The sequence below is a fragment of the Luminiphilus sp. nBUS_07 genome, assembly GCF_051201685.1.
In the GTDB taxonomy this organism is placed as follows: domain Bacteria; phylum Pseudomonadota; class Gammaproteobacteria; order Pseudomonadales; family Halieaceae; genus Luminiphilus.
Map to the genome: position 1 here is coordinate 3,400,128 of NZ_CP179213.1, position 22,072 is coordinate 3,422,199.

The window sequence follows — 22,072 nt, forward strand, 5'->3', positions numbered from 1 at the left end:
GGCATTGTAACGCCTCAGAACTCCATTCGAACACCCACGTTGAAGGAACGTCCAGGTTCTGGGGCATATTCTCTCAGTACCGAAGTGCTCAGACGGATTTCTTCATCACGAATATTGCGCACCGCCGCAGATAACGTAATGAGGGAGTCACTGAAATCGAACTGCCACTGACCACCAATATCCCAACGTACCCAGCTGTCCGTAGCCTCTTCATTGTCGCCGGGTCGATCTTGCTTATCGGCAGCCGTCAGTCGAGTGAAGTAACGTGCTGAGGATTGCTCCCATACCAGTCCCAAGGCACCTGATAGCGGTGGCAATCGCGGTACATCGCTTCCATCTGCGAGCTCGCCGCGGGTTAAGTCCATCTCAACTTCCAGGTTGAGAAGACCCAAATTGGTCTCTAGGACCTCCCAGTGGGCGTCAAGCTCCAGACCCATAAACTCTGCTGCACCCTGTTCATAACGTCGCACGGGCGTTTCTCCGACTTCCATACCGGTACTGGCGAGGTTAATGAAGTTGTCGAAGTCATTATAGTACGCACCAATGCGCAGAGATTGGGTCTCACCGTGTAATGACAAACCTACGTCAATATTGAGGCTCTCCTCGGTATCAAGGTTAACGTCGCCCACCTCGATCGCCGCAGTCGCCGCGTGGGTCACCCAAGTCGACGGACCCGTATTCCCGTAATTGGAGTACAGCTCTTCAACACTGGGGGCCCGCTCAGATCGGGTCACTGTTGTCGATACATGCCAAGCTTCGGTGAATTCATAAAGTGCACCAAAGGAAGCTGAAAAGGTATCAAACTCCTTTGCGGGTGCCATGTTGCCTTGTGGATCAACTTCATCACGGTCAAATCGCAGGCCGCCCTCAAGTTTCCATGAACCACGGTGCCAATCTTCAACTAGGAATAAACCCAAGCGTGAGGTGTCGGTAGGCAGGATAAATGCCTCCTCTCCCACAGCGCTAAATTCCGTCTCGCTGATTTGCAGCCCCAGCACACCGTGCAGATCGCCGATAGGGCTGTGAACCAACTCTAATCGGCCCTCAACCGCATCGCTGCTGTAGACGGTGCCCACTTCCAAGCCTTCAAACTCGGTGTGCTCGTATTCCGTCAGAGAAACAACACCAGAAAATCGAGCAATACCGGCCATAGGCTGATCGAGCTGCAATCGAATGTCATAGCGGGTCTGTTCCATATCTAGGCGGATATCAACCTCTTCCTCTTCGCCTTCGTGGTCATCATGATCATCGTGATCGTCGTCGTGATCTTCGTCATGGTCGTCGTCGTGATCTTCGTCATGGTCGTCATCGTGATCTTCGTCATGGTCGTCGTCATGATCATCATCGTGGTCGTCGTCATGATCGTCGTCGTGGTCGTCGTCATGATCATCATCGTGATCATCACCATGGCCATGGTGTCCATGGCTGCCTTCTGGAAGCCCGTACTTGTTTTTCTGGCGATTGACCGCGACACCGAAGAAACCTCCGTCAAAGTGAAACGCCGCGCCCAAAGTTCCTGCCGTTGCTTGCGTGTCGGTATTCGGTAGCAGGTCCATGCCATCAGTGCCGGCTCCGTTGGGAACCTCAAGGTTTTCGGTGTCTCTGAATAACGCATCAGCATGCACAGCGAGGGGGCCTAACGCAGTGTCTACACGAAATGTGCCGGCATTGCCGCCGCTGGCTCCGCTGTAACGGTAGTCCAACCCCCATCGCGTTTCTTCAGGTAGCGTGGTTGGAATCCTGTTATCAATGACGTTAACAACACCGCCAATCGCACCGCCGCCATATAGCAGCGTTGCTGGACCGCGCAGTACTTCGATACTGTCAGCAAGCAACGCCTCTACCGCGACAACATGGTCTGCACTAAGAGAGGATGCATCAGCACTGCGGGTGCCATTTTGCAACGTTGTAACACGAGGACCGGATAGCCCTCTGATAACAGGCTGCCCTACACCCGGGCCAAAACTCGCATTGTGTACACCGGGCAATCTCTCGAGTGTCTCACCAAGCGTCGCCGACGCCTCCCGGGCAAGCTCTTCCCCGGTTAGGACGGTTACCGGCAAACTCGTTTCCGTGGCAGTCTGATGTATTGGCAATGTCACCAGGACATGCTCTAAAGGTTGGGGTTCGTTTATGGCGTGGGCGCCACAAGTGGTGATAGCAATACAAATTGCTACCGAATATTTAAAGACGGTCATGACTCTCTCCAAAAGAATAACACTGGGAGGCCATCGCGATGGCCTCTATTTATGCAGTATTAGGAGAGGTTGGGGGGATCTCGGTTACCCGTTCCCTGCTTTAAACCAGCGGAATAAACCGGAATATTGCAGGGTGCTGTATTCTGTTGATGTCCAAGTAGCTGGGCCTTGCCCGGTTCACCAGAGATAGGCGCGTCATGGGCATGGAGACACATCTCACAATGTTGCGTGTCATCAGCACCGTGCCAATGATCTACAGCGACAACCTGTAGCGACAGCATGGCAATGATTGCAGCAACCACCAGCCATCGCCCAGAGCCTTTGTGAGCCCTGTTGATCGCCTTCGATGAGATGCTGTTATTCACTGTATCCGTTAACTCTTATTCTGTTGCAACATGGCCATCATCTTTTGATGCACCATGTTAATTGCCTTTAGAGGTCGAACCATAACCTTAAACTCAACGATAAGGTTGTCCCTTAAGATAATGATATCAACTCCATTAACCTTAATACCATCCATCACGCACTCAAACTCAAAAACGCCGTGATCGCCATTAATGAACGTTCTAGTGTAGTGAAAGCCTTCGGAAAAAACCTGTCCCGCCGCCGATAAGTAGGCATATGAAATAGACCTGCCTTCTTGAGGCGTGTGCACAATAGGGGACCAAAAAACACAATCCGGGTCGAGAAGTTCCCACAGTCCCTCGTGGCTCCCCATCTCCATCATTTTAATCCAACTATCAAACGCTGTTGTCATATTGTCCTCCGGCGGCGATGTTATCATCTCCACCAAGGAAAAGAACAACCGCTGGCCTTGCCATAACCAATACGGGATCATCGGATCATGATGGAACTAGATCATTACACGCCAGCTGTAGCGACGTTGGTCTTGGGCGTTATAGGGCTGTTGATTCTCAGCCGCCTAAGCCAGCGTGCCTCAAATATCGATAAACCCTCATTGGTCCTCCAATTGGTATTTTGGGGCGCCGGGCTGGCTGTCGTTGTCGCGTTGGTGGTTGCGCTGCCGCTTGAAGCCAACGTACGAGGGCAAATACTCAGCCTTATCGGTGTTGTTCTCACTGCGATTATCGCCTTGTCCTCAACCACTTTTGTCTCGAACGCCATGGCCGGCATTATGCTTCAGGCGACGCGACCCTTTAAACCGGGGGACTTTATTTTGGTTAATGGTGTCTTTGGCAGAGTCACACGGCGCTCGCTGGTTAGTACCCGCATTCAAACGGAAACCCGTGACTTCACCAACCTCCCCAATCTGTTACTGGTGACGCAACCTGTCACCGTCCAGCATCGTGAAGGCACAATTATCCAGGCCGATGTATCACTGGGATATGACGTTCACCACAGTTTCGCTGAGCGAGAATTACTGAAGGCCGCGGAAAGCGCTGGCCTCACAGATCCCTACGTATTAGTTGCCGAGTTACTGGATCACGCAGTGGTTTATCGTGCTGCAGGGTTCCTCGAGGATGTTGTGAACCCACTAACCGCCCGCAGTCAGTTGAGACAAAAGATGCTCGACGAACTCCATGGTGCAGGAATAGAGATTGCCTCCCCCAATATTATGGCTCAGCGGCAACAAAGCGGCGACACGCAAACATTTCCTACTGAAGTTCTAAAAAAAGTGACGCGCAGCTCCGCTGACAAACCAGAAGCCAAGATCTTTGATAGCGCACACGCCGCGGCGAATGTCCAAGCTCTGCGCGAGCAAATAGGCGAGATCAGAGTTGAGATTGACGCGCAGGAGGAGAAAATAAAAGCCGCCTCAGATGAGACGCGCGCCTCTGAAACATCAGTTTTAGAAAGCCTAGAGCGGCGACTCAAATGGCTGGAATCTCAAGAAGAGGCGTGAGCGAAATAACACCTCAAACCCCGGTTTGGGTTTGAAGGTCCTGCAGGGCTCTCTCGCGTTGTTCGTAAGCCGCTTGGCCTTTAGTCTTTTCGGAATCCCGAAGGCGTTGGTTGAAGCGACGCTTGCGAAAATGCGCCACCAGGGCCTCAAATCGCTTGGCTTCACGCTCACCTGCGAGCAGTGCATCTATTAATGCAATATCAATCCCCAAGCGATAAGCAATACGTGTAGGCCTGATTCGATAGGCATGAAATTCTGCCACCAGCTCAATTTGTCGCCGCTCAGACAAATGGCAACTACAGCTATAGCCGTAGGGTGGGCAGGGGGTTCTGGTATCAGCGACAGTCATGGCGGTATTTATAGCAGGGGTCGAGGAGACTGCAAAGTACCAAGGACCGCAAAACCTGAGAGACCTCTTCTAGCTCGATACGCGGTATTATGTTCAGTCGCGGCCCCAGCGAATCGTAGGGTATGCGACGGCCCCGTCTCCTCGCGCTTTTGAACACAACGCGCGTAGGCAACTCGGGCGTTTAATCACAATTTAGGAACAAGGGTTCAAGGCCTGTGAAGCCAATCGTCATCGCACATCGTGGAGCTAGTGCTTACTTACCCGAGCACACCCTACCGTGTGTCACTGCAGCGCATACGCTGGGGGCTGATTACATCGAACAAGACATTGTGCTGTCTCGAGATGGTGTGCCCATGGTTCTGCACGATATTTACCTAGACAGCACCACCGATGTTGCCCAGCAGTTCCCCACTCGAGGCCGCGACGATGGCCGCTTCTACGCCATTGATTTCGATCTCGCTGAGCTTAAATTACTGTCGGTGCACGAGCGTGTCGACCCTCAGGCACACGCCGTATTCAGCGACCGATTTCCGGTTGTTGACTTGGAGTTGCGCATACCAACCCTCCGTGAGGAGATTATTTTAATTGAGGGCTTGAATAAATCACGGGGTATGAGCGCCGGTTATTATATTGAGATGAAGTCACCGGCTTTTCACACTGCCGCGGGTTTAGACATTGCCAGTGCTACCATTGAAGTGCTTGATGGCGCTGATTTACATCATAAAAAAGCGCCCATTTTTTTTCAGTGCTTTGATCCTGATACCTTGCGCTACCTCAAACATGACTTGCAAAGCCCTCTACCACTAATACAACTGATGGGGGATAACTCTTGGGAGGAGCCTCCCGGGGTTGATTTCGACTTGATGCGCACTGCACATGGGCTGGACGATGTCGCCACTTATGCCGATGGCATAGGCCCGTGGGTGCCTCAGCTATTCGAAGCAGATGGATTAACGCCGTCCCAGCTTGTCAGCGCCGCACACGCTAGAGGTTTATTGGTGCACGCCTACACACTGCGGGCAGACAGCCTGGAAGGCGGGTTTGAAAGCTTTGCTGCGCTGCATGAGGGCGTTTTTCTCAACGCAGGTATCGACGGAGTATTTAGCGATTTTCCAGATATTACACGGGGGTTTATTGACTCCCATTTCAGTACAGAGGGCACCAACAGCTAAGGCTGTTGCATAGGAGTAGGTAACTTTGATTCAGGGGCCAAAAACGCACAGACGCACTAAAATCGTGGCTACGGTCGGTCCCGGCAGTGACAGCGAAAACATGCTCAACCGATTAATCGCCGCTGGGGTAGACGTATTTCGACTCAACTTTAGTCACGGCTCGGCGGAACACCACGCCGAGGTTGCGGCGCGTATCCGACGTCAGGCCGGCTATGCGGGTCGGTATATCGGTGTTCTTGCTGATTTGCAGGGCCCGAAGATTAGAATCAGTGGGTTCGCTAGCGGGTCTGTAGAACTCACAGCAGGTGACCCCTTTTGTCTTGACCTCGATACCGCCCATGACGCCGGAGATCAGAGGCGCGTCGGAATTGAGTACCGCGCACTGCCAGAGCAAGTCGTGGTCGACGACATATTGCTGCTAGACGACGGCAAACTTCGCCTGCGAGTTGACGACGTCAGCGAGCGAACGGTCGACTGCACAATACTCATCGGGGGCCGTTTATCCTCACGCAAAGGCGTGAACAAACTTGGAGGAGGGCTCGCCGCTCCCGCACTGACGGAGAAAGACCGATCCGATATCGCAGGAATGGCCGAAGTTGACCCTGACTTCGTTGCCGTTTCCTTCGTTTCCAGCAGCGAAGATATTAACTTAGCTCGCGCACTACTGGCCGATGTCGGTATGAGCCCAGCCATTATTGCGAAAATTGAACGCGCGGAAGTCGTAGCCGATTACGATTTACTCGACAGCATTATTAAAACAGCCGAGGGCGTCATGGTGGCTCGAGGTGACTTGGGCGTGGAGGTCGGTGACGCCCAACTCATTGGCATTCAAAAGGATCTCATCAAACGAACTCGCCGCTTAGATCGGCTAGTGATCACCGCCACACAAATGATGGAGTCCATGATCAGCAACAGCATGCCAACCCGGGCAGAGGTATTCGACGTTGCCAATGCGGTGTTAGACGGCACCGATGCGGTCATGCTCTCTGCGGAGACCGCCGTTGGTCAGTACCCTATTGAGGTGGTGACCGCTATGTCAGAAGCCGCGGTCGGCGCTGAGGCTCACCCCGTCGCACGAACTTCTCGATACCGCCTTGATCGCGAGTTTTCCAGCGCTCAAGAAGCTATCGCGTTATCTGCCATGTACGGCGCCAACCACTTTTCTGAGGTGCGAGGTATTGCCACCCTCACCGAACGAGGCGTCACTCCAACTATGATGTCCAGACTGTCGTCCGGCTTACCCATTTTCGGGCTCAGCCGACAGCACAAAACACTGCAACGGTTGGCGTTGTGCCGTGGTGTGATTCCCCTCTATTTCGACGCTACCGCATTTGCAGCTGAGGATATTGAGAGCCGTGTCATGGAGTTTTTACTGGACGGCGGCTATTTAAGTCGAGGCGATTTCATATTATTGACGATGGGCAGTACGATGGGGAAGACAGGTACAACCGACCTCCTTAAGTTTTTACCTGTCGAATAACCCCAATTATTGCGTAATAAGTGCCATAAATCGCAAATTATTTCGTAAAACAGGGTGCACCTAGTGCTACACTCACGGTGTTATGTTGTTCGTTCTCTCTCGGGAGGCGGAAGCTAAACACCGGGAAGAACCCGTTCCAACCTCGACGCATGGTGTCATGCCATCGTTCGGGGGTAATTAATGAAACAAAGGTACACTCAATGTCACAAGTTACAGGCACCGTAAAGTGGTTTAACGAAACCAAGGGTTACGGATTTATAGAGCAAGAAGGCGGCCCCGACGTATTCGTCCACTTTAGTGCAATTCAAGGTGATGGTTTTAAGACCCTCACGGATGGCCAAAAAGTTCAGTTTACGGTAGCAACGGGTCAGAAAGGCCCACAAGCTGAGAACGTAGTTCCCGCTTAATCAGCAATAAGATCTATGCAACGCAAAGGGGCTCCTACAGAGCCCCTTTTTTTTATATTCAGAAATGTGAGTAGCTGAGTACGCAGGTACTATTCTGCAGCTATTGTTTAGATGTCTCTAGCCATTTCTTTCTGACGCTCTTCTTCGCTAGCGATGTACCGAATCCACTGCCGGGCGTACTTTTCAGAGCGCTTGTCTTTTGCAGCATCTCTGAACGCCTTCTTCGCACTCTTGTAGTCACCAAGATTGAAGTGGGCCATGCCCAGCACTAACCTCGCCGAGTCGGGTCGCTTAACCCCCCCTTTTGCAAGGCCTTTGCTAACAGCACCAATAGCCTTCTGGTGCTGATCACTATCGAGGTAAACGTTACCCAAGCGGGTGTACAGCTCGCCCTTCTCAGAAAGTTCGGCGGCCTTCTCCATGTTGGGAATCGCCTTATCAACCTCTTGAGCCTGACGCCAGGCGCTGCCTGTCAGCTCAAAGTTCTTTGACTTCTCTTCAACAAGCTCATCCTTGAACCCCTGCTCCATGACCTTGGCCGCGGGATAGGGAACTTCAGCATTCAAATAAAGATAAGCGACCTGTACCAGCTCAGAGCTCTTATCAAGCAAACCTTGCAGATAGGCAGTTTCCATCATTGCAAGCTGCCTGGGCTCATCCTTCTTCTCGCCGTACAAATGGGACGCCTGCACCCAGTACTGCTTTTTCGGGTAGTACTCAATCAGCGTGTAAAGAGTCGCCAATGCGTTGTCATGATCATTTTTATCGAAGTAAAGAAAGCGTGCCAGGTTGTACCACTGCTCTTTGGGCAACTTACCTTCAACCTCATACATTGAGATAGCCGTCTCAACGTTATTAAGCGCACTGTCGTAATCCTTAATCTGGTAATAGCCCTGGGCCAACAGAATATAAGCGGTAGCGTTGGGTTTATCGGACAGCTCAAACCACTCTAGCAAGGCGTCAATACCCGGGCGCCACTCCTCCTGCACAAAATACAGTTGCGCCACGGTGAACTTGGTGTTGATTTCCATAGCGAGGGGGATGTCGGGCTGTGCGACAACCTGCCTGTAGTAACGAAGAGCCCCTTTGTAGTCTTCTGCGGAGTAGCGCAAAAACGCATACAGATTATAAACGTTGGCCAACTCGTAGCTGTTGAGTGCTCGCTTACCTTCACCGGCAATCATCTGGTCAAGAACCTGCTGCGCGCTAACGTAGTCTTTCGCTTCAGCAAATGCCTGTGCTTCTGCCAGCTTCTCGTACACTTTGTTACGCAGGGCTGGGGTGCGACGTGTTTCGCGCTCCTTTTTGGCCTGACTCTTATCTTGCGCGTGAGCTGAAGATACCCAACCCAGAGTGAGGGCTTGATCAACAACAACACCAGCACCCGTCATAGCGACTGCAAGAAAAGCGGTTCCTAAAATTCTCTTCATATTCTAGATGCCCTAACCTTTACGATCTATTGCTCTAGTTCGTAGGTAAACTTATTTTGAACGCCAGCGACTTCGATAGGCTCGCCATCGACCACGCGGGGCTTGTACTTGAACTTGGTAGCCGCCTTTACAGAAGCGCGATCGAAAATACCCGAGGGCTGGCAGTCGACTGCTATCGGATCACGAATTGACCCTGTTTTTGTCACCGTATACTCGACAATGCAGTACCCGGAAATACCGCGAGTCTGCGCGCGACGGGGGTAAATGGGAGCCACCTTTACAATAGGAAGATATTCCCCGTCTCCCGAAGACATTCCCGACGAGTTGAGCTTAAGCGAAATACCCGTAGTTGGCGCATTGTTAACCACGCCCATGTCAACGTCGCTATCAAACTCAATCGGCTCAAGATCGGGCGGTGGCTCTTCTGGGTCTTCAATCTTCTCGGGTAAAACTTCCTTAAGATTGGTCTCAATAACCTTATCAGGGACCACGATGTCGGCGATTTTTCTCGCCTTGGAGTCTTCCTGCTTAAAATCTCTGTCGACTAGGCTCTGCATGATGTAGAACAAACCTATTGCGACAGGTATCGCGAGCAATCCGCCAACAATAATGCGTACTGAACTACCCATCTCTATTAAGCCTCATCATCAGTCGAGATACAGGGAGGGGCGGTTAACACCGGGCGCACGATATCAATAAGCTCCTCAACCGCGTATGCCGGTGTTTCACGATCCACCTGTACAACAATATTTGCCTGCGGAGCTTCTTTCTTTGCCGCCTCAGCAGTTCGCAAAGCTTTGTCTAGCTTCAGCTTGTTCTTGTTGTAATAAATATCGCCCCGCGCATCAACAGCAAAAATGATCGTGCCACGAGCGCATGCCTCCGTGGTAGTTGCCTGCGGTTTGAAAATCTCGACGCCGGGTTCTTTCACGAAGGAGGAGGTCACGATAAAGAAAATCAACATGATGAACACAACGTCCAACATGGGGGTCAAATCAATTTGACCTTCCTGCTCTGATGACTGCCGCCGAGAGGTCTGATCTCGCATACTCATGCCGTACCCCTCACTTACTGCTTGCCCAGTTGACTACGCCCACGCCCGACTCACGGGCTGCGTCAGCAACGTCTACGACCACACCAGCTTCGGCGCCTTTTTCAACTTTTACTGTAACAGGAGCCTCTGGATCCTCGGCAAGCAACCGTTGAATATTGGCTCGAACAGCCCGAACGTCAACTCGGCGGTTTTCCATCCAAATTTGATTATCTGCCGCAACCTCAACAACGATGCTCACAGAGTCGTCTGGATCAGACTGCTGGTTATCGTCTGGCCGGTTAACTTCGATGCCTGCTTCTTTGATAAACGAAGCAACAACGATGAAAAAGATCAGCATGATAAAAACAACGTCGAGCATCGGAGTTAGATCGATCTCAGCTCCGTCGTCTTCCTGCTGTTTGGCAATTCTGCGCATGGCTAACTACTCCTCCCGAGTACCAACTCAGTGGTCAGACGTGAGTTGATCTTCGAGGAACATCTGCTCGCGGCTAGCAACCCGCTGCAGGTAAGTATTTGCAAATAAACCCGATAGCGCCGCGACCATACCCGCCATGGTTGGGATCGTTGATTTCTCAACACCACCCGCCATTGACTTGGCATCTCCGCCACCGGTCACTGCCATTACGTTAAACACTTCAATCATGCCCGTAACGGTGCCTAACAAGCCGAGAAGCGGACACAAGGCAACGCATGTCGTAATGACATTCATGTTGTTGTTGATCATGTCACGACTACTTGAAAGCATTTTTTGACGAATCTGCTTCGCGTTCCATGATCGTCGTTCACTGCGATTTTCCCAAATGGACACAACCTTCGCCCGGTCATTACGCCAAGTGGCTGAGAAGTACCAAAGCCGCTCGAAGATCAGCGTCCACATGAAAAATACGAGTATCGCGATCAACCAAAGGACGTTACCGCCTTTTTCCATGAACGCGAATATGACATCAAAAACCCCTGGCATCGAAACTCCCCTCAGCCTTTCGCTTAGCGATTGTGCTCGCGCTCAGCGTGCTCTGCCACGATTCCGGTTGCCTGCTCATTGATCACGTGAATGATTCTTTGAGCACGCCCGTTAACAATGGTGTGGAGCAATACTGTGGGAATAGCAACCAACAGACCCAGTACCGTAGTCACCAACGCGCTGGAAATACCGCCCGCCATCGCCTTGGGATCACCGGCACCAAAGATCGTGATGGCTTGGAAGGTTATAATCATGCCTGTAACCGTTCCTAGCAGTCCCATAAGCGGGGCCACCGCAGCAATGATCTTTAGCAGCGTCAGTCCAGCTTCAAGCTTGGGCGTCTCGCGAAGTACACCCTCTGCCATTTTGAGCTCAAGGGTCTCTGGATCCATATCGGGCTTGTCTTCATGAATCTTCAGTACTCGGCCCAATGGGTTGTTAGAGTTAGCCGTGTTGGACTTCAGCTGGCTGGAGACCTTGGTGCTAACCATAGTGAGTACTAGCACGCGATATATCGCGAGCAAGAAGGCAAAAACGCCCACTGCTGTAATCGCGTAACCAACATAGCCACCCTGATGCCACCGCTCTTCTAGCGTAGGACTATCAATAATAGCGGCCAAGAAAGAACCTCCGGTTGGACCCGTAGGGTCAACACCAAACTGGTGCAAGCCTGATGACGAACCCGCCAACTCATTGGCTTGGCCACCGAAAGCGCCGCCTGGCTGTCGAGGCAACTCGCTCAACTTACCGTTGGCGTAGGCCAGATAGTTACCGTTCGCGTCGATCACGTTAAACGCGCCGACCCGCACGACTTCACGCTGACTTAGCTCACCTGACGGTGTTGCTACTTCAGCCGTAAACTTGGCAATCGAACCCTGCTCCTTAACTTCACGCAGTAATTCGTACCAAACACGCTCAATCTCAGCAACGCTGGGAAGCTTGTCCGACCCGCTCATTTTAGCGATCAGGGCCTTCATGAACACTTCTCGGCCTGGGTACTGGGAAGAGACCAAAGACACGTCCATCTGTGACGCAAGATCGCCTGTTGCAGCAGTCAAGTGTCCAAACAGCTCTGACAGTGTGCCCAAGCGCTCTTTAAGTTGCTCCTGCTTGGCAGCGATGAGCAATTCATTATCTTCAAACTGCTTCTCGAGCCGTGCCGAACGCCGCTCTTCGTTAGTGCGCTCTTGCTCCGCGCGACGTAACTCGCCTGCCTGGGTGGCTTTATTTTCAGTAAACCGGCGCTCGCGCGCGGCGTTATCAGAGGAGGCACGCGCCTTGCCCTCTTTAACCAAGCCTAATAATTGATTGAGGTTTTCAGCTGCAACCTCTTGCGGTGTAGGACCTGCAGGGACTACCGGCGCCTCTTCCTGTGCCAAGGCACCTGTCGAAGCCAGGGCTCCCGCAACAATAAGGGCTGATGCTTTAATAAACTGCGCAGTCATCTTAATTCGCCTCCGGCGCCGCTACCGGCATATTCAAGAGTTCTATGGTGGCTTGCTTCTTCGCGATGCGAACCCCTTTTCGTACTGCAGCGGCATAATCGCCGGCAGGCAAAGCCTCCCACGTGCCGCTACCCGTATCCCATGCGCCAGTTTCGGCACCATCGGTTGTTTGATACACCAATGAGATGCGTCCTATGCGCAAAATATCGACCTCGCGGGGCGTGCCGTTAATTTCGATAGTGTCGCTGTAAGATTCAATGCCTCGACCGTATTGCAGCTCGATTGAGTAAAGCTCCAGAACTTGGCGGAAGGCCTCTGCCGCAGTCACATCGGACCGATCGAGGTTATTTCGCACGGCCTCAATGTTGCCTAGGCGCGTATCAAGATCGAAGGGCATATCCAAATTAATGAATTGCTCCAAGCCGTCAAGCATGCGGCCCACCAGAGGCGGTATCTGGCGCTGAATAACAGCTGCCTCTGATATTGAACCATCAATATCAGCGATACGACGGTTCTGGTTAGCGATTTGCCGCTCGAGACGCGCGTTGTAGACGCGCAGGCCATCGACCTGCTTCATCACGGTCTTGTAGTCAGACAATAGGTCTCGGGTTTCGTCAGCAAGCCGATCAATTTTGGCTTGGGACGATTTAGCTTCAGCAGTACGCTGCTTGCCAACATCGAGAATTTGGTCAATGGACGCGGCGTTTGAGGACGCTGCGACACCCAGGGCGCCGCTGGCGACGCAGGCCGCGAGCAGAACGGTTTTGAATCGGTGCATTGTCATGGGGTCGATACTTCCTCTCAGTAGGCAGTTAATACCTTTGGCCTTGTGAGCCAAAGACGCTGATCTAAGGTTTTTTATTAGCGCATGACGAAGATTTTTACTTATGTACTACGTTCAAGCGACATCTTGACCTCGACTCTACCTGAGCCAAGGCGGCTAAATCAATCCGGAATAACACTTCTCTGTTCCTTCCGGGGGCTGCAGATTAACCACACCGGACGAATTCCACAACACTAAAATCATGGCTGTTTCTCGACCCCCCGGGAAAAAGTTCACGACTCTGCTCTTTCCAGTCACTTAAAACCGAAAGATCAAAGGTCGCGTCACCGTCTACGTTGCCATGTACCAACGTGATAAGGAGGCGATCCGCTTTGGGCAGACATAGCCGATAAATCTCGGCACCACCCACGACGCAAATCGCTGCAGAACCGTCAATCAACGCCTGAGCCTGAGCTCTAGCTAACGCTTCATCAACGCTGGTGAGTACCGTGACACCCGGCGCCTGCCAAGTAACATCGCGGGTCAACACTAAATTAGTTCTGCCTGGGAGCGGCCGACCGACAGATTCGAAAGTCTTGCGGCCCATCAATATAGGGCAGCCCATTGTCGCTCTTTTAAAGTGCTGTAAATCATCGGGCAGATCCCAGGGCAGGGCATTACCGCGCCCAATCACACCGTTTTCAGAAACCGCCAGCACCAAAACCACAGGAACGTTTTCATCTGTTTCTTGTAAATCCATCATTAAATAGCCACCGGCGCAGAGATATGTGCCTGGGGGTTGTAACCTTCCAGTGCAAAATCCTCGAAATTATATTCAAACAAAGTATCAGGCTGCCTCAATAGGTTCAGCGTAGGCAGCGGGCCGGGAGTTCGTGACAGCTGCATCTCGACCTGATCTGCGTGGTTGCTGTAGATATGGGCGTCGCCTATGGAGACCACCACATCTGCAACTCCCAAGCCCGCCTGTTGTGCAAGCATGTGCGTCAGTAGCGCCACCGAAGCAATATTGAACGGCAACCCCAAAAAAGTATCACTAGAACGGATAAACAACAGTGTCGATAATTTTCCGTCAACCACATAAAACTGGTAGAGCAGGTGGCACGGAGGCAGCGCCATACGACCGGCACGCACATTGTCTTGAGGTGACAGCGTTTCATCGGGAAGATATTCGACATTCCATCCGTGAAAGAGAATGCGTCGGCTGTCAGGGCGATTTTTGAGGCAATCGAGTACATAAGCCAGCTGATCGATCTCACCACCGTCTCGGGTTGGCCAGCGCCGCCATTGGGCGCCATATAACGGCCCCAACTCACCCTGCTCAGTAGACCATTCGTCCCAAATAGAGACGCCATGTTCCTTTAGCCACGCGGTGTTGGTATCACCTTTGAGAAACCAAATGAGTTCGTTAGCCACGCTTTTAAAGTGCACTTTTTTGGTCGTCAACAATGGAAAACCATGATTGAGGTCAAAGCGAAGTTGCCGCCCAAAAAGTGAGCGCGTTCCAGTGCCAGTGCGATCGGTACGGACCGCACCGTGGTCACGAATGTCTCTCAGCAAATCTAAATAGGCGTGCATCAGGACCCTCCAGAAAATGAATAGCTTCGTTATTGCTTACGGCTGCGATAGGCATAATGGAGCAGCCACAGGCCCAAAAGAAGCATAGGCAGGCACAACAGCTGGCCTCGGGTGAGCCAACCAAAAGCCTGAAAGCCTAGATGGGCGTCGGGCTCTCGAAAAAACTCTGCAATAAACCTCAGTGCTCCGTAGCCCACAAGAAAGACTCCGGCTACCGACCACTGGGGACGTGGGCGCAAGCTAAAGACCCACACCAAAAGAAACAGCAGGCACCCTTCCAGCGCAAACTGATAGAGCTGCGAGGGGTGACGGGGCAAAGCCAAAGGATCTCTGGGAAAAATCATGGCCCAAGGCACATCAGTAGGGCGCCCCCAAAGCTCTTGCCCAATAAAATTGCCCAAACGTCCCAGAGCGAGCCCTACAGGTGCAAGGGGCGCCACAAAATCTGCAACGCCTGCGAACGCAATATTGTGACGGCGACCAAATACCCAAAGGGCTGTGATCACGCCCAGTAGTCCCCCGTGAAAGGCCATTCCGCCCTCCCAGACACGAAAAAGCCACATCGGGTCGTCGAGCCAACGGTCAAAGCCATAAAACAAAACGTACCCGAAACGCCCCCCCACGATGATGCCGACGGCAGCGTAAAAAATAAGGTCATCAACCTGAGCGCGGGCTATCGGTGAATCTGCGCGCTCCGCACGACGGCCGGCCATCCACCAGGCAAAGAGCAATCCGCCCAAATAGGTTAAGCCATACCAGTGCACCTTCAGGGGCCCCAGACTCAACGCCACCGGGTCTATTATTGGATAGTCGATCACTCAGTGCGCTCCTGTCCGGGCCTGACGTAGCGCTCCAAGCCTCTACGCTGCATTAACTCGTCGAGCAGGAGTTTGACCTCTTTAACCGAATGTAGTCCTGACAATTGCTCCAGCACCGCTTTAGCCTCACCAAGTGTCACGGAGCTCAGTACCTTTTTTACCCTTGGTAGGCTCGCAGCATTCATGGAAAGTTGATCGAAGCCCATGGCGATCAACACGGGGGTGGCCCGGGGGTCCCCCGCCAGCTCGCCACAGATACTCACCGGGCAAGACCGCTGGTGAGCATCTCGGCAGATTTTAGCCAAGGCTCCCAACACCGCAGGGTGCAAGCCGTGATACATGTCCGCAACCCGCGCATTGGTGCGGTCCACTGCCAAAAGATACTGGGTCAAGTCATTGGACCCCACCGATAAAAAATCGAGTCGATGGGCTAAAGCGTCGGTGAGCCAAACCGCTGAAGGCACCTCTATCATTGCGCCCACAGGAGGGAATTTTTGCGTGTAACCCTCAGCAACCACCTCGTCATGACAGCGCTGAATTAAAGCCAAAGATTCCTCAACTTCCTCAATCGCAGAAATCATAGGTAATAAAATTCTTAAATTACCCAGACCCTCATTGGCTTTCAGCATCGCTCTGATCTGCGCCAAAAATATTTCGGGATGATCAAGGGTGACCCGAACTCCGCGCCAACCCAAAAATGGATTGTCTTCACTGATTGGAAAATACGGCAAGGATTTGTCGCCGCCGATATCGAGGCTGCGCATGGTAACCGGTGCAGGTGCAAAAGCTTCGAGTTGCTCTCGGTAAAGCTGCCGCTGCTCTTCTTCACTGGGAAATTTGTCACGCAATAAAAAGGCAACTTCGGTTCTGTAGAGCCCAACGCCATCAGCCCCCGACTCCAAAGCCCTCGGTAAATCGGCCGTCAAGCCAGTGTTCACCCATAACGGCACGTTGTGGCCATCTAGGGTTTGGCTGGGCTCATTGCGTAATACCGACAGCTCTTCTGATAGCGCCAGGTCGTCATCGACTAATTGCTGGAATCTACGTAGCGCCTCCTGCGGCGGGTTGATGTAAACCCGACCGTTGTGACCATCAATCACCAGAGTCCGAGCATCAAGCCGACTGTAGGGCAAATCAGCTGCGCCCATAACGGCGGGCACGCCCATACCCCTAGCAATGATGGCCGCATGACTGTTCGCAGAGCCTCGCAGGGATACTACGCCCACAAGATGATCTCTAGGCACTTCACCCAATGCCGATGCGGTTATCTCTTCAGCAATTAGAATGGTTTTCTCGGGCCAGTCCCGTCGATTTTCTGAGTCATCTTTGAGATAAGTGAGCACCCGAGTGCCAAGATCGCGAACATCAACCGCACGCTCCCTCAAATAACTGTGCTCCATGCGCTCGAAATGCTTGATGTGTTTTAACAGTACCTGACTCAGCGCCCCTTGCGCCCACTCGCCAGATTTGATGAGTGAGGCAACCTCACCTCCAAGGGTGGAATCATCGAGAATATTTAAATAAACACCAAATAGCGCATGGTCTTCAGTCGACAGCTCATGCTTTAAATTGTCAGACACTATTTCGATGTCATCGCGAACACGAGCCAACGCCGCGCGGAAAGCACGTAACTCCGCTTTACGATTTACCGCCTTGCGTGAGGGTACCGCGGCCAGGTCAGCAGTTGGCGAGACAAATACCCCCTCACCAATGCCAATACCAGGGGAGCCAGCCACGCCCACAATGCGGGTGATTGTTTTTGAGCTGGTGTCTGACAATGCAGCCAAGCCTGACACTTCAGCGTGAGCAATAATGCCTGCCAATTGTGCAGAAATAGTGATTAGAAAAGCTTCTTCGTCGTCACTAAAGCGTCGCGAGTCGGCTTGCTGAACAATCAGCACTCCCAGCAGATCTCGCTGGTGAATGATGGGGGCGCCCATGAAGCTGTTAAAACGCTCCTCTCCCAACCCGGGCACCAGTTGAAAGCTGGGATGGGCGCTGGCGTCTTCGAGATTAAGCATTTCTCCACGAGTCGCTACCCACCCCACAAGGCCCTCGGTTCTTGCGAGAGAAAATGCTCCAATTTTGTCGCGATTCAGGCCTTCCGTCGCTCGGAAAACCAAGCGCGTGGTCGCCCTGTCAGACAGGTAGACCGTACACACATCAGTGGCCATCGCCTGTCGAACCTCATGGACAATAAGCGATAATGCCTGCTCGAGGTCATCAGCCTCACTAACCGCCTGAACAATTTTGCGTAGGGTTTCAATCACCGCTTGCCACCCCGACGTGCTCGGCGGCGAGGTAGCAGAGCGGGTAACAAGGCTCCCAAAGCTTCGCGATAAACCTCGCGCTTAAAATCAACCACGCCAGTCAACGGATACCAATAGCTCACCCAGCGCCAGTCATCGAACTCGGGCTTGGGGTAAGCGTCGAGTTTGACAGCGGCATCTCCAGCCAAGAGGCGCAGCAAAAACCAGCGTTGTTTCTGACCAATGCACACCGGTCGCTCGCGACGACGCACGTAACGCTCCGGCAGGCGGTAGCGCAACCAATCGGAGGTCTGTCCTAAGATGCTTACGTCGTCGGGCTGGAGCCCCACTTCCTCATCGAGCTCGCGATACATCGCCTGCTCGGGGCTCTCACCACCGTGAATGCCGCCCTGAGGAAATTGCCATGAATCGCGCCCGCCAACGCGCCGACCCCAAAGCACATCACCATCCTCGTTGACTACGATAATGCCAACGTTGGGGCGAAACCCTTGTTTGTCTATGACACGCTCTTTATCAGAACCGGCCAATACGGTGCTCCTGTTTTGGGTTTGTGGGACCTCTGCGATCAGGATATTCTTCCACAAAGCGGCGGTCCTCGCCTTAGCAACTTGAGAAAACTCAAACTGGAGCCCAATTGGCCCTCGCAATCTTCGACCTCGACAATACCCTAATTGCCGGTGACTCAGACCACCGCTGGGGGGAATTTATTTGTGCCATTGGCTTAGTCGAAGCCACTCAGCATTCCGCCCAGAACGACAGCTTTTTACAAGCTTATCAGGATGGCACCCTCGATATATTTGCCTATCTAGATTTTGCCTTGGGCCCGCTCGCAGGCCTCAAAACCCATGAAGTCGCGGTTTTGCAGCAAGAATTTATGGATGACTGGGTCGAACCTCTGATTCTATCCGCCGCTGAGGACCTGCTAGAAAAACACCGAAGGCGGGGTGATACCCTGCTGATCATCACAGCAACCAATACCGTTGTGACCCGGCCCATCGCCGACCGCCTAAACGTTAAGCATCTTATTGGCTGCGAGGCCGAGTGCCTCGATGGCGTTTATACTGGGCGCCCCACTGGCATTCCCTCGTTTCAGGAGGGCAAAATAACCCGCCTGAAAGAGTGGCTTAAAACCCAAGACACCCCGTGGGAAACCAGCCACTTTTACAGTGACAGCCATAATGACCTGCCCCTGCTACAGTGGGTGGACCAACCCTACGCCGTTGACCCCGACTCCAAGCTACATGCGATTGCCACAGCCCGAAGCTGGCCAATTCTCTCTTTGCGATGACGTTTATTGTTTAACGCTGGCAATTGCCAGCGATTCGGTCAAGCCAGATTAGTCTTCGCCAGTACAGGCATCGGCATAATCATCGGCCGTCAACATGCCCTCTAACTCGCTGAGATCCTCTACCTTCACCCTAAAAAACCATCCATCGTTGTAAGGGTCACTGTTGATTAACTCGGGCTCGTCCTCGAGGTTCTCATTAAGCGCAACCACCTCACCCGTTACAGGAGAATAAATGTCTGATGCGGCCTTAACCGACTCAACAAGCCCCGCTTGATCTCCACCCGCGAGCTGGTCACCGATGCCGGGCAACTCAACATACACCACGTCACCTAAACTCTCCTGCGCATGTTCGGATATGCCCACGGTTACCGTGCCATCCTCTTCAATACGGGCCCATTCGTGGCTTTTGGCATACTTCAGTTCCGACGGATTATTACTCATCACTTCATCTCACTACTGCTTGGTTAAATTCGATCACTTGTGATCGGTTCTTCAGAAACGTCCTGACACTGCAAAGCAAATACTCACTGGCAAAACACCAGAGGTCGCCGCAACCGAAATTACGTCAAAGCCTGTCGGGCGAGCCAGTTCTTAAGGGGCGTCGCGGCATCAGTCCAAGATAAGCCCATGTTACGGGCCACTCTGATGGCTGGATGCGTGGAACCAAATCCACGTTTGAACGCTTCCATGGCTGACATCATTAATAGGTTATCGGTTTTTCTGCGGCGCTGATAGCGACGCAATGTCCGCTCGCTTCCCAGCGCGACTCCCTGTTGCCACGCCCGTCCCACCTCCTCTGACAGCACGGCAACGTCCTTGAGGCCAAGATTAATACCCTGCCCCGCCAAAGGGTGAATACTGTGTGCCGCATCACCCACCAAGGCAACCCCTTGATGCACATAATCCACAGCGTGGCACTGGCGAAGCGGGAACACCCCCCGTCGGCCAATAGCCTCTACAGCAAGACCATTAGAGGCAAGTGCGAGATTCAGTTGAGCCATAAATGCGTCATCATCCAAGCTCTGCAGCGGCTCCCACTGATGGTCATCTAGAGACCAAACAATGGAACACAGCCGGGAATCAGATAAGGGAAGCAATGCAAGAGGCCCGGTATCTAAAAATGCTTGATAGCAGGTTTTTTTATGTTCTTCGGTGAGCCTCACCGTAGCGACAATAGCGTGCTGGTGATACGACCATGTCCTAACAGCAAAACCCGCGAGGTCCCGGGTGCGTGATTTTGCGCCATCGGCACCCACGAGCAAGGCTGTCGTTAAGTGTCGCCCCTGATGTGTCTCCATAGTGACCGCGTCATGCTGCGAAAAATCTGCGGCCTCTAAACTGTCCTCCCAGTGCACCCGAATGTTGTTCTGTTCATCAATTTTTTTCAGCAGCGCTTGAACCGTAACGCGGTTTTCAACGATATGGCCTAGCAGCGGCACCTCCAGAGACTCTGCAGAAAAAGCGATGCGACCCGTACCTGCACCATCCCAAACCGCCATATCGGTATAGGGGCCAACCCGGTGCCGTTCCATTTCCTGCCAAACACCTCGCTCAGCCAACCATGCAGTCGATGAAGGTGTGAGCGCGCTGACCCTTGCGTCCCAACCCGCAAGATCTGAGACGCGAGGAGGTGCTGAGGGCTGACTGCCCGCCTCAATAATTGTGACCTTCATACCCTGCTGGGCCAACCCTAGTGCCAGAGACAACCCCGCGATTCCCGCACCCACAATCACTATATCGCTACTTTCAGCGGCAGCCATCAGTGACGCCCCTCATGCACTAGATCCATACCCTTGCCCGTACCACGCCGAGCGATAGTCCTACGTAACGGCACCAGCAGATCTAATCCTACGAGCGCGGCATCCCTCGGGAGGTCTAAAAAGACACCTCGAGACCGGAAGAGGGTGGCAAGAAAATCCGTAGCGCGGGTGGTCTCTTGCTGGTCCTTGGCAACTGCAGATTCGTACTGTCTTAGCGCCGGGAGTGACAGAGAGTCCTCGCCGCGACCTCGAGTCACAGCCAGTGTCTGGGCTAAACGGCTGGCATCGCGCAAGGACAGGTTGAACCCCTGGCCAGCAACAGGATGCAAAGTATGTGCTGCATTTCCCGCTATCACGATGCCTGCACGGACCTGTTCTCGGACCGAAATTCTGGATAAGTCCCAAGCGGTGCGGCGACCCACATCAGTCAATCGCCCCAACCGCCAGCCTACAGCTCGCTGCAAAGCCTGTAAAAATTCGGCGTCGTCAGCGCCCTCGAGAGCACGGGATTCATCAGTGTGCATGGACCAGATTAGGTTGTAACGCTGGCTACCGGAAACGTCATCGGGCAGCGGCAGTAGCGCTATCGGCCCATGCTCAGTAAAGCGCTCCCAAGCGGTACCCTCTGACACGCCTTCAAAACGAACGTTGGCGGCCACCGCCCTCTGTTTTACATCCCTCCTCACCATATTTACGCCTAAGTGATGGCATAACGATGAATCGGCGCCATCGGCGATCACCACCAAATCAGCAACAATAGGGGCCTCTTCACCTCTCAAGATTGCAGGACTGGCGCCGCTGACATCGACACCGGTTACGCCAGCGGGGGCTTGCAGTACAACACCACTGTCAGCAGCAAGTTTGAGGAGCGCAGCGCCAACAAAGTGGTTCTCTACAACATAACCGAGGGCCGCTTCCCCAACGTCACTCGCCTCCATAACAGCGCTGCCAAAACGACCGCGACTTGAGACATGAATGGCCTTAATAGCCGCTCCAACAGCCTCAATTTGCGGCCAAATACCCCAAGACGTCAGGATATCTCGACTTGCTAGATTTAGTGCTGTCGCTCGAGAATCGAGGGCACTGGGCGCGCCAGAGGGTAGAGCTCGGGCCTCCAGCACTCGCACCGCAGCCGATGGCAGGCTGCGCTTGAGGGCTATTGCAAAGGCAAGCCCCACCATACCTCCGCCAACAATTTCGACTCGCACGGGGGCGTG

At 53.0% G+C, this 22,072-nt stretch carries 24 protein-coding genes; 5 read left to right on the plus strand and 19 right to left on the minus strand.

Annotated elements, in window-relative coordinates; all coding sequences use genetic code 11:
• Window positions 1–14: 14 nt before the first annotated feature.
• The 3 genes from ACMAZB_RS14990 to ACMAZB_RS15000 are packed head-to-tail and all read right to left on the minus strand — an operon-like array spanning window position 15 to window position 2,955.
• Window positions 15–2,198 (minus strand): TonB-dependent receptor, encoded by a 2,184-nt coding sequence (locus tag ACMAZB_RS14990; protein ID WP_435218342.1) that lies wholly within the window; start codon window positions 2,196–2,198, stop codon window positions 15–17.
• 59 nt (window positions 2,199–2,257) lie between these two features.
• Entirely contained in the window at window positions 2,258–2,563 is a 306-nt protein-coding gene (locus tag ACMAZB_RS14995; RefSeq protein ID WP_435218344.1) for a hypothetical protein, read from the minus strand.
• Window positions 2,564–2,571: 8 nt separating this feature from the next.
• Window positions 2,572–2,955 carry a nuclear transport factor 2 family protein gene (locus tag ACMAZB_RS15000; protein WP_435218346.1) on the minus strand — a complete coding sequence of 128 codons (384 nt, stop codon included), beginning with the start codon at window positions 2,953–2,955 and terminating at the stop codon, window positions 2,572–2,574.
• An 87-nt stretch (window positions 2,956–3,042) separates the two neighbouring features.
• On the opposite strand from ACMAZB_RS15000, the gene ACMAZB_RS15005 reads away from it, so the two are divergent.
• Window positions 3,043–4,062, plus strand: coding sequence for a mechanosensitive ion channel family protein (locus tag ACMAZB_RS15005; RefSeq protein ID WP_435218348.1), 1,020 nt, complete (start codon window positions 3,043–3,045; stop codon window positions 4,060–4,062).
• A 13-nt stretch (window positions 4,063–4,075) separates the two neighbouring features.
• Here ACMAZB_RS15005 and ACMAZB_RS15010 read toward each other — a convergent pair whose 3' ends face one another.
• Window positions 4,076–4,411, minus strand: a complete 336-nt coding sequence (locus tag ACMAZB_RS15010; RefSeq protein WP_435218350.1) for a hypothetical protein — start codon at window positions 4,409–4,411, stop codon at window positions 4,076–4,078.
• 215 nt (window positions 4,412–4,626) lie between these two features.
• Here ACMAZB_RS15010 and glpQ point away from each other — a divergent pair, with 215 nt between their 5' ends.
• The 3 genes from glpQ (at window position 4,627) to ACMAZB_RS15025 (ending at window position 7,470) form a co-directional block, all read left to right on the plus strand.
• Entirely contained in the window at window positions 4,627–5,583 is a 957-nt protein-coding gene (gene glpQ, locus ACMAZB_RS15015; RefSeq protein WP_435218352.1) for a glycerophosphodiester phosphodiesterase, read from the plus strand.
• Between the two features lie 100 nt (window positions 5,584–5,683).
• Window positions 5,684–7,063, plus strand: a complete 1,380-nt coding sequence (pyk, locus tag ACMAZB_RS15020) for a pyruvate kinase (protein WP_435220096.1) — start codon at window positions 5,684–5,686, stop codon at window positions 7,061–7,063.
• A gap of 200 nt (window positions 7,064–7,263) precedes the next feature.
• Window positions 7,264–7,470 carry a cold-shock protein gene (locus ACMAZB_RS15025; RefSeq protein ID WP_007234068.1) on the plus strand — a complete coding sequence of 69 codons (207 nt, stop codon included), beginning with the start codon at window positions 7,264–7,266 and terminating at the stop codon, window positions 7,468–7,470.
• A gap of 107 nt (window positions 7,471–7,577) precedes the next feature.
• Here the strand turns inward: ACMAZB_RS15025 and ACMAZB_RS15030 are convergent, their stop codons facing one another.
• The 12 genes from ACMAZB_RS15030 to ACMAZB_RS15085 all read right to left on the minus strand — a co-directional run bounded on the left by ACMAZB_RS15030 (window position 7,578) and on the right by ACMAZB_RS15085 (window position 18,334).
• Window positions 7,578–8,900, minus strand: a complete 1,323-nt coding sequence (locus tag ACMAZB_RS15030; RefSeq protein ID WP_435218354.1) for a tetratricopeptide repeat protein — start codon at window positions 8,898–8,900, stop codon at window positions 7,578–7,580.
• A 26-nt stretch (window positions 8,901–8,926) separates the two neighbouring features.
• On the minus strand, window positions 8,927–9,529 hold the full coding sequence (locus ACMAZB_RS15035; RefSeq protein ID WP_435213149.1) for an energy transducer TonB: 603 nt from the start codon (window positions 9,527–9,529) through the stop codon (window positions 8,927–8,929).
• 5 nt (window positions 9,530–9,534) lie between these two features.
• Window positions 9,535–9,954, minus strand: a complete 420-nt coding sequence (locus tag ACMAZB_RS15040; protein WP_435213151.1) for an ExbD/TolR family protein — start codon at window positions 9,952–9,954, stop codon at window positions 9,535–9,537.
• A gap of 10 nt (window positions 9,955–9,964) precedes the next feature.
• Window positions 9,965–10,369, minus strand: a complete 405-nt coding sequence (locus tag ACMAZB_RS15045; RefSeq protein WP_435213153.1) for an ExbD/TolR family protein — start codon at window positions 10,367–10,369, stop codon at window positions 9,965–9,967.
• A gap of 27 nt (window positions 10,370–10,396) precedes the next feature.
• Window positions 10,397–10,915 (minus strand): MotA/TolQ/ExbB proton channel family protein, encoded by a 519-nt coding sequence (locus ACMAZB_RS15050; protein WP_435213155.1) that lies wholly within the window; start codon window positions 10,913–10,915, stop codon window positions 10,397–10,399.
• A gap of 23 nt (window positions 10,916–10,938) precedes the next feature.
• Entirely contained in the window at window positions 10,939–12,360 is a 1,422-nt protein-coding gene (locus ACMAZB_RS15055; protein ID WP_435218357.1) for a MotA/TolQ/ExbB proton channel family protein, read from the minus strand.
• Between the two features lies 1 nt (window position 12,361).
• Complete coding sequence (locus ACMAZB_RS15060) at window positions 12,362–13,144, minus strand: DUF3450 domain-containing protein (RefSeq protein ID WP_435213159.1); 783 nt, start codon at window positions 13,142–13,144, stop codon at window positions 12,362–12,364.
• 205 nt (window positions 13,145–13,349) lie between these two features.
• On the minus strand, window positions 13,350–13,886 hold the full coding sequence (locus tag ACMAZB_RS15065; protein ID WP_435218359.1) for a dihydrofolate reductase: 537 nt from the start codon (window positions 13,884–13,886) through the stop codon (window positions 13,350–13,352).
• A complete protein-coding gene (locus tag ACMAZB_RS15070; protein WP_435218361.1) occupies window positions 13,886–14,719 on the minus strand; it encodes a thymidylate synthase in 834 nt (277 codons plus the stop codon). The genes ACMAZB_RS15065 and ACMAZB_RS15070 overlap by 1 nt, the downstream gene beginning before the upstream one ends.
• A gap of 29 nt (window positions 14,720–14,748) precedes the next feature.
• Window positions 14,749–15,537, minus strand: coding sequence for a prolipoprotein diacylglyceryl transferase (lgt, locus tag ACMAZB_RS15075; protein ID WP_435213164.1), 789 nt, complete (start codon window positions 15,535–15,537; stop codon window positions 14,749–14,751).
• A complete protein-coding gene (gene ptsP, locus ACMAZB_RS15080; RefSeq protein ID WP_435218363.1) occupies window positions 15,534–17,807 on the minus strand; it encodes a phosphoenolpyruvate--protein phosphotransferase in 2,274 nt (757 codons plus the stop codon). Before ptsP ends, lgt begins: the two co-directional genes overlap by 4 nt.
• A complete protein-coding gene (locus ACMAZB_RS15085) occupies window positions 17,804–18,334 on the minus strand; it encodes an RNA pyrophosphohydrolase (protein ID WP_435213168.1) in 531 nt (176 codons plus the stop codon). The genes ptsP and ACMAZB_RS15085 overlap by 4 nt, the downstream gene beginning before the upstream one ends.
• A gap of 107 nt (window positions 18,335–18,441) precedes the next feature.
• On the opposite strand from ACMAZB_RS15085, the gene ACMAZB_RS15090 reads away from it, so the two are divergent.
• Window positions 18,442–19,095, plus strand: a complete 654-nt coding sequence (locus tag ACMAZB_RS15090; protein ID WP_435213169.1) for an HAD family hydrolase — start codon at window positions 18,442–18,444, stop codon at window positions 19,093–19,095.
• A gap of 48 nt (window positions 19,096–19,143) precedes the next feature.
• Here ACMAZB_RS15090 and gcvH read toward each other — a convergent pair whose 3' ends face one another.
• The 3 genes from gcvH to ACMAZB_RS15105 all read right to left on the minus strand — a co-directional run bounded on the left by gcvH (window position 19,144) and on the right by ACMAZB_RS15105 (window position 22,063).
• Window positions 19,144–19,536 carry a glycine cleavage system protein GcvH gene (gcvH, locus tag ACMAZB_RS15095; RefSeq protein ID WP_435213171.1) on the minus strand — a complete coding sequence of 131 codons (393 nt, stop codon included), beginning with the start codon at window positions 19,534–19,536 and terminating at the stop codon, window positions 19,144–19,146.
• Window positions 19,537–19,655: 119 nt separating this feature from the next.
• Window positions 19,656–20,855, minus strand: coding sequence for a UbiH/UbiF/VisC/COQ6 family ubiquinone biosynthesis hydroxylase (locus tag ACMAZB_RS15100; protein WP_435218365.1), 1,200 nt, complete (start codon window positions 20,853–20,855; stop codon window positions 19,656–19,658).
• Window positions 20,855–22,063, minus strand: coding sequence for an FAD-dependent monooxygenase (locus ACMAZB_RS15105; protein WP_435218367.1), 1,209 nt, complete (start codon window positions 22,061–22,063; stop codon window positions 20,855–20,857). The genes ACMAZB_RS15100 and ACMAZB_RS15105 overlap by 1 nt, the downstream gene beginning before the upstream one ends.
• Window positions 22,064–22,072: the final 9 nt, after the last annotated feature.

What these genes read in the sequence shown, in the direction of transcription:
- ACMAZB_RS14990 (WP_435218342.1), bottom strand. Translation starts at nt 2,198, where the DNA reads ATGACCGTCTTTAAATATTCGGTAGCAATTTGTATTGCTATCACCACT.
- ACMAZB_RS15000 (WP_435218346.1), bottom strand. Translation starts at nt 2,955, where the DNA reads ATGACAACAGCGTTTGATAGTTGGATTAAAATGATGGAGATGGGGAGC.
- ACMAZB_RS15005 (WP_435218348.1), top strand. Translation starts at nt 3,043, where the DNA reads ATGATGGAACTAGATCATTACACGCCAGCTGTAGCGACGTTGGTCTTG.
- ACMAZB_RS15010 (WP_435218350.1), bottom strand. Translation starts at nt 4,411, where the DNA reads ATGACTGTCGCTGATACCAGAACCCCCTGCCCACCCTACGGCTATAGC.
- pyk (WP_435220096.1), top strand. Translation starts at nt 5,684, where the DNA reads ATGCTCAACCGATTAATCGCCGCTGGGGTAGACGTATTTCGACTCAAC.
- ACMAZB_RS15025 (WP_007234068.1), top strand. Translation starts at nt 7,264, where the DNA reads ATGTCACAAGTTACAGGCACCGTAAAGTGGTTTAACGAAACCAAGGGT.
- ACMAZB_RS15030 (WP_435218354.1), bottom strand. Translation starts at nt 8,900, where the DNA reads ATGAAGAGAATTTTAGGAACCGCTTTTCTTGCAGTCGCTATGACGGGT.
- ACMAZB_RS15035 (WP_435213149.1), bottom strand. Translation starts at nt 9,529, where the DNA reads ATGGGTAGTTCAGTACGCATTATTGTTGGCGGATTGCTCGCGATACCT.
- ACMAZB_RS15040 (WP_435213151.1), bottom strand. Translation starts at nt 9,954, where the DNA reads ATGAGTATGCGAGATCAGACCTCTCGGCGGCAGTCATCAGAGCAGGAA.
- ACMAZB_RS15045 (WP_435213153.1), bottom strand. Translation starts at nt 10,369, where the DNA reads ATGCGCAGAATTGCCAAACAGCAGGAAGACGACGGAGCTGAGATCGAT.
- ACMAZB_RS15050 (WP_435213155.1), bottom strand. Translation starts at nt 10,915, where the DNA reads ATGCCAGGGGTTTTTGATGTCATATTCGCGTTCATGGAAAAAGGCGGT.
- ACMAZB_RS15055 (WP_435218357.1), bottom strand. Translation starts at nt 12,360, where the DNA reads ATGACTGCGCAGTTTATTAAAGCATCAGCCCTTATTGTTGCGGGAGCC.
- ACMAZB_RS15060 (WP_435213159.1), bottom strand. Translation starts at nt 13,144, where the DNA reads ATGACAATGCACCGATTCAAAACCGTTCTGCTCGCGGCCTGCGTCGCC.
- ACMAZB_RS15065 (WP_435218359.1), bottom strand. Translation starts at nt 13,886, where the DNA reads ATGATGGATTTACAAGAAACAGATGAAAACGTTCCTGTGGTTTTGGTG.
- ACMAZB_RS15070 (WP_435218361.1), bottom strand. Translation starts at nt 14,719, where the DNA reads ATGCACGCCTATTTAGATTTGCTGAGAGACATTCGTGACCACGGTGCG.
- gcvH (WP_435213171.1), bottom strand. Translation starts at nt 19,536, where the DNA reads ATGAGTAATAATCCGTCGGAACTGAAGTATGCCAAAAGCCACGAATGG.
- ACMAZB_RS15100 (WP_435218365.1), bottom strand. Translation starts at nt 20,855, where the DNA reads ATGGCTGCCGCTGAAAGTAGCGATATAGTGATTGTGGGTGCGGGAATC.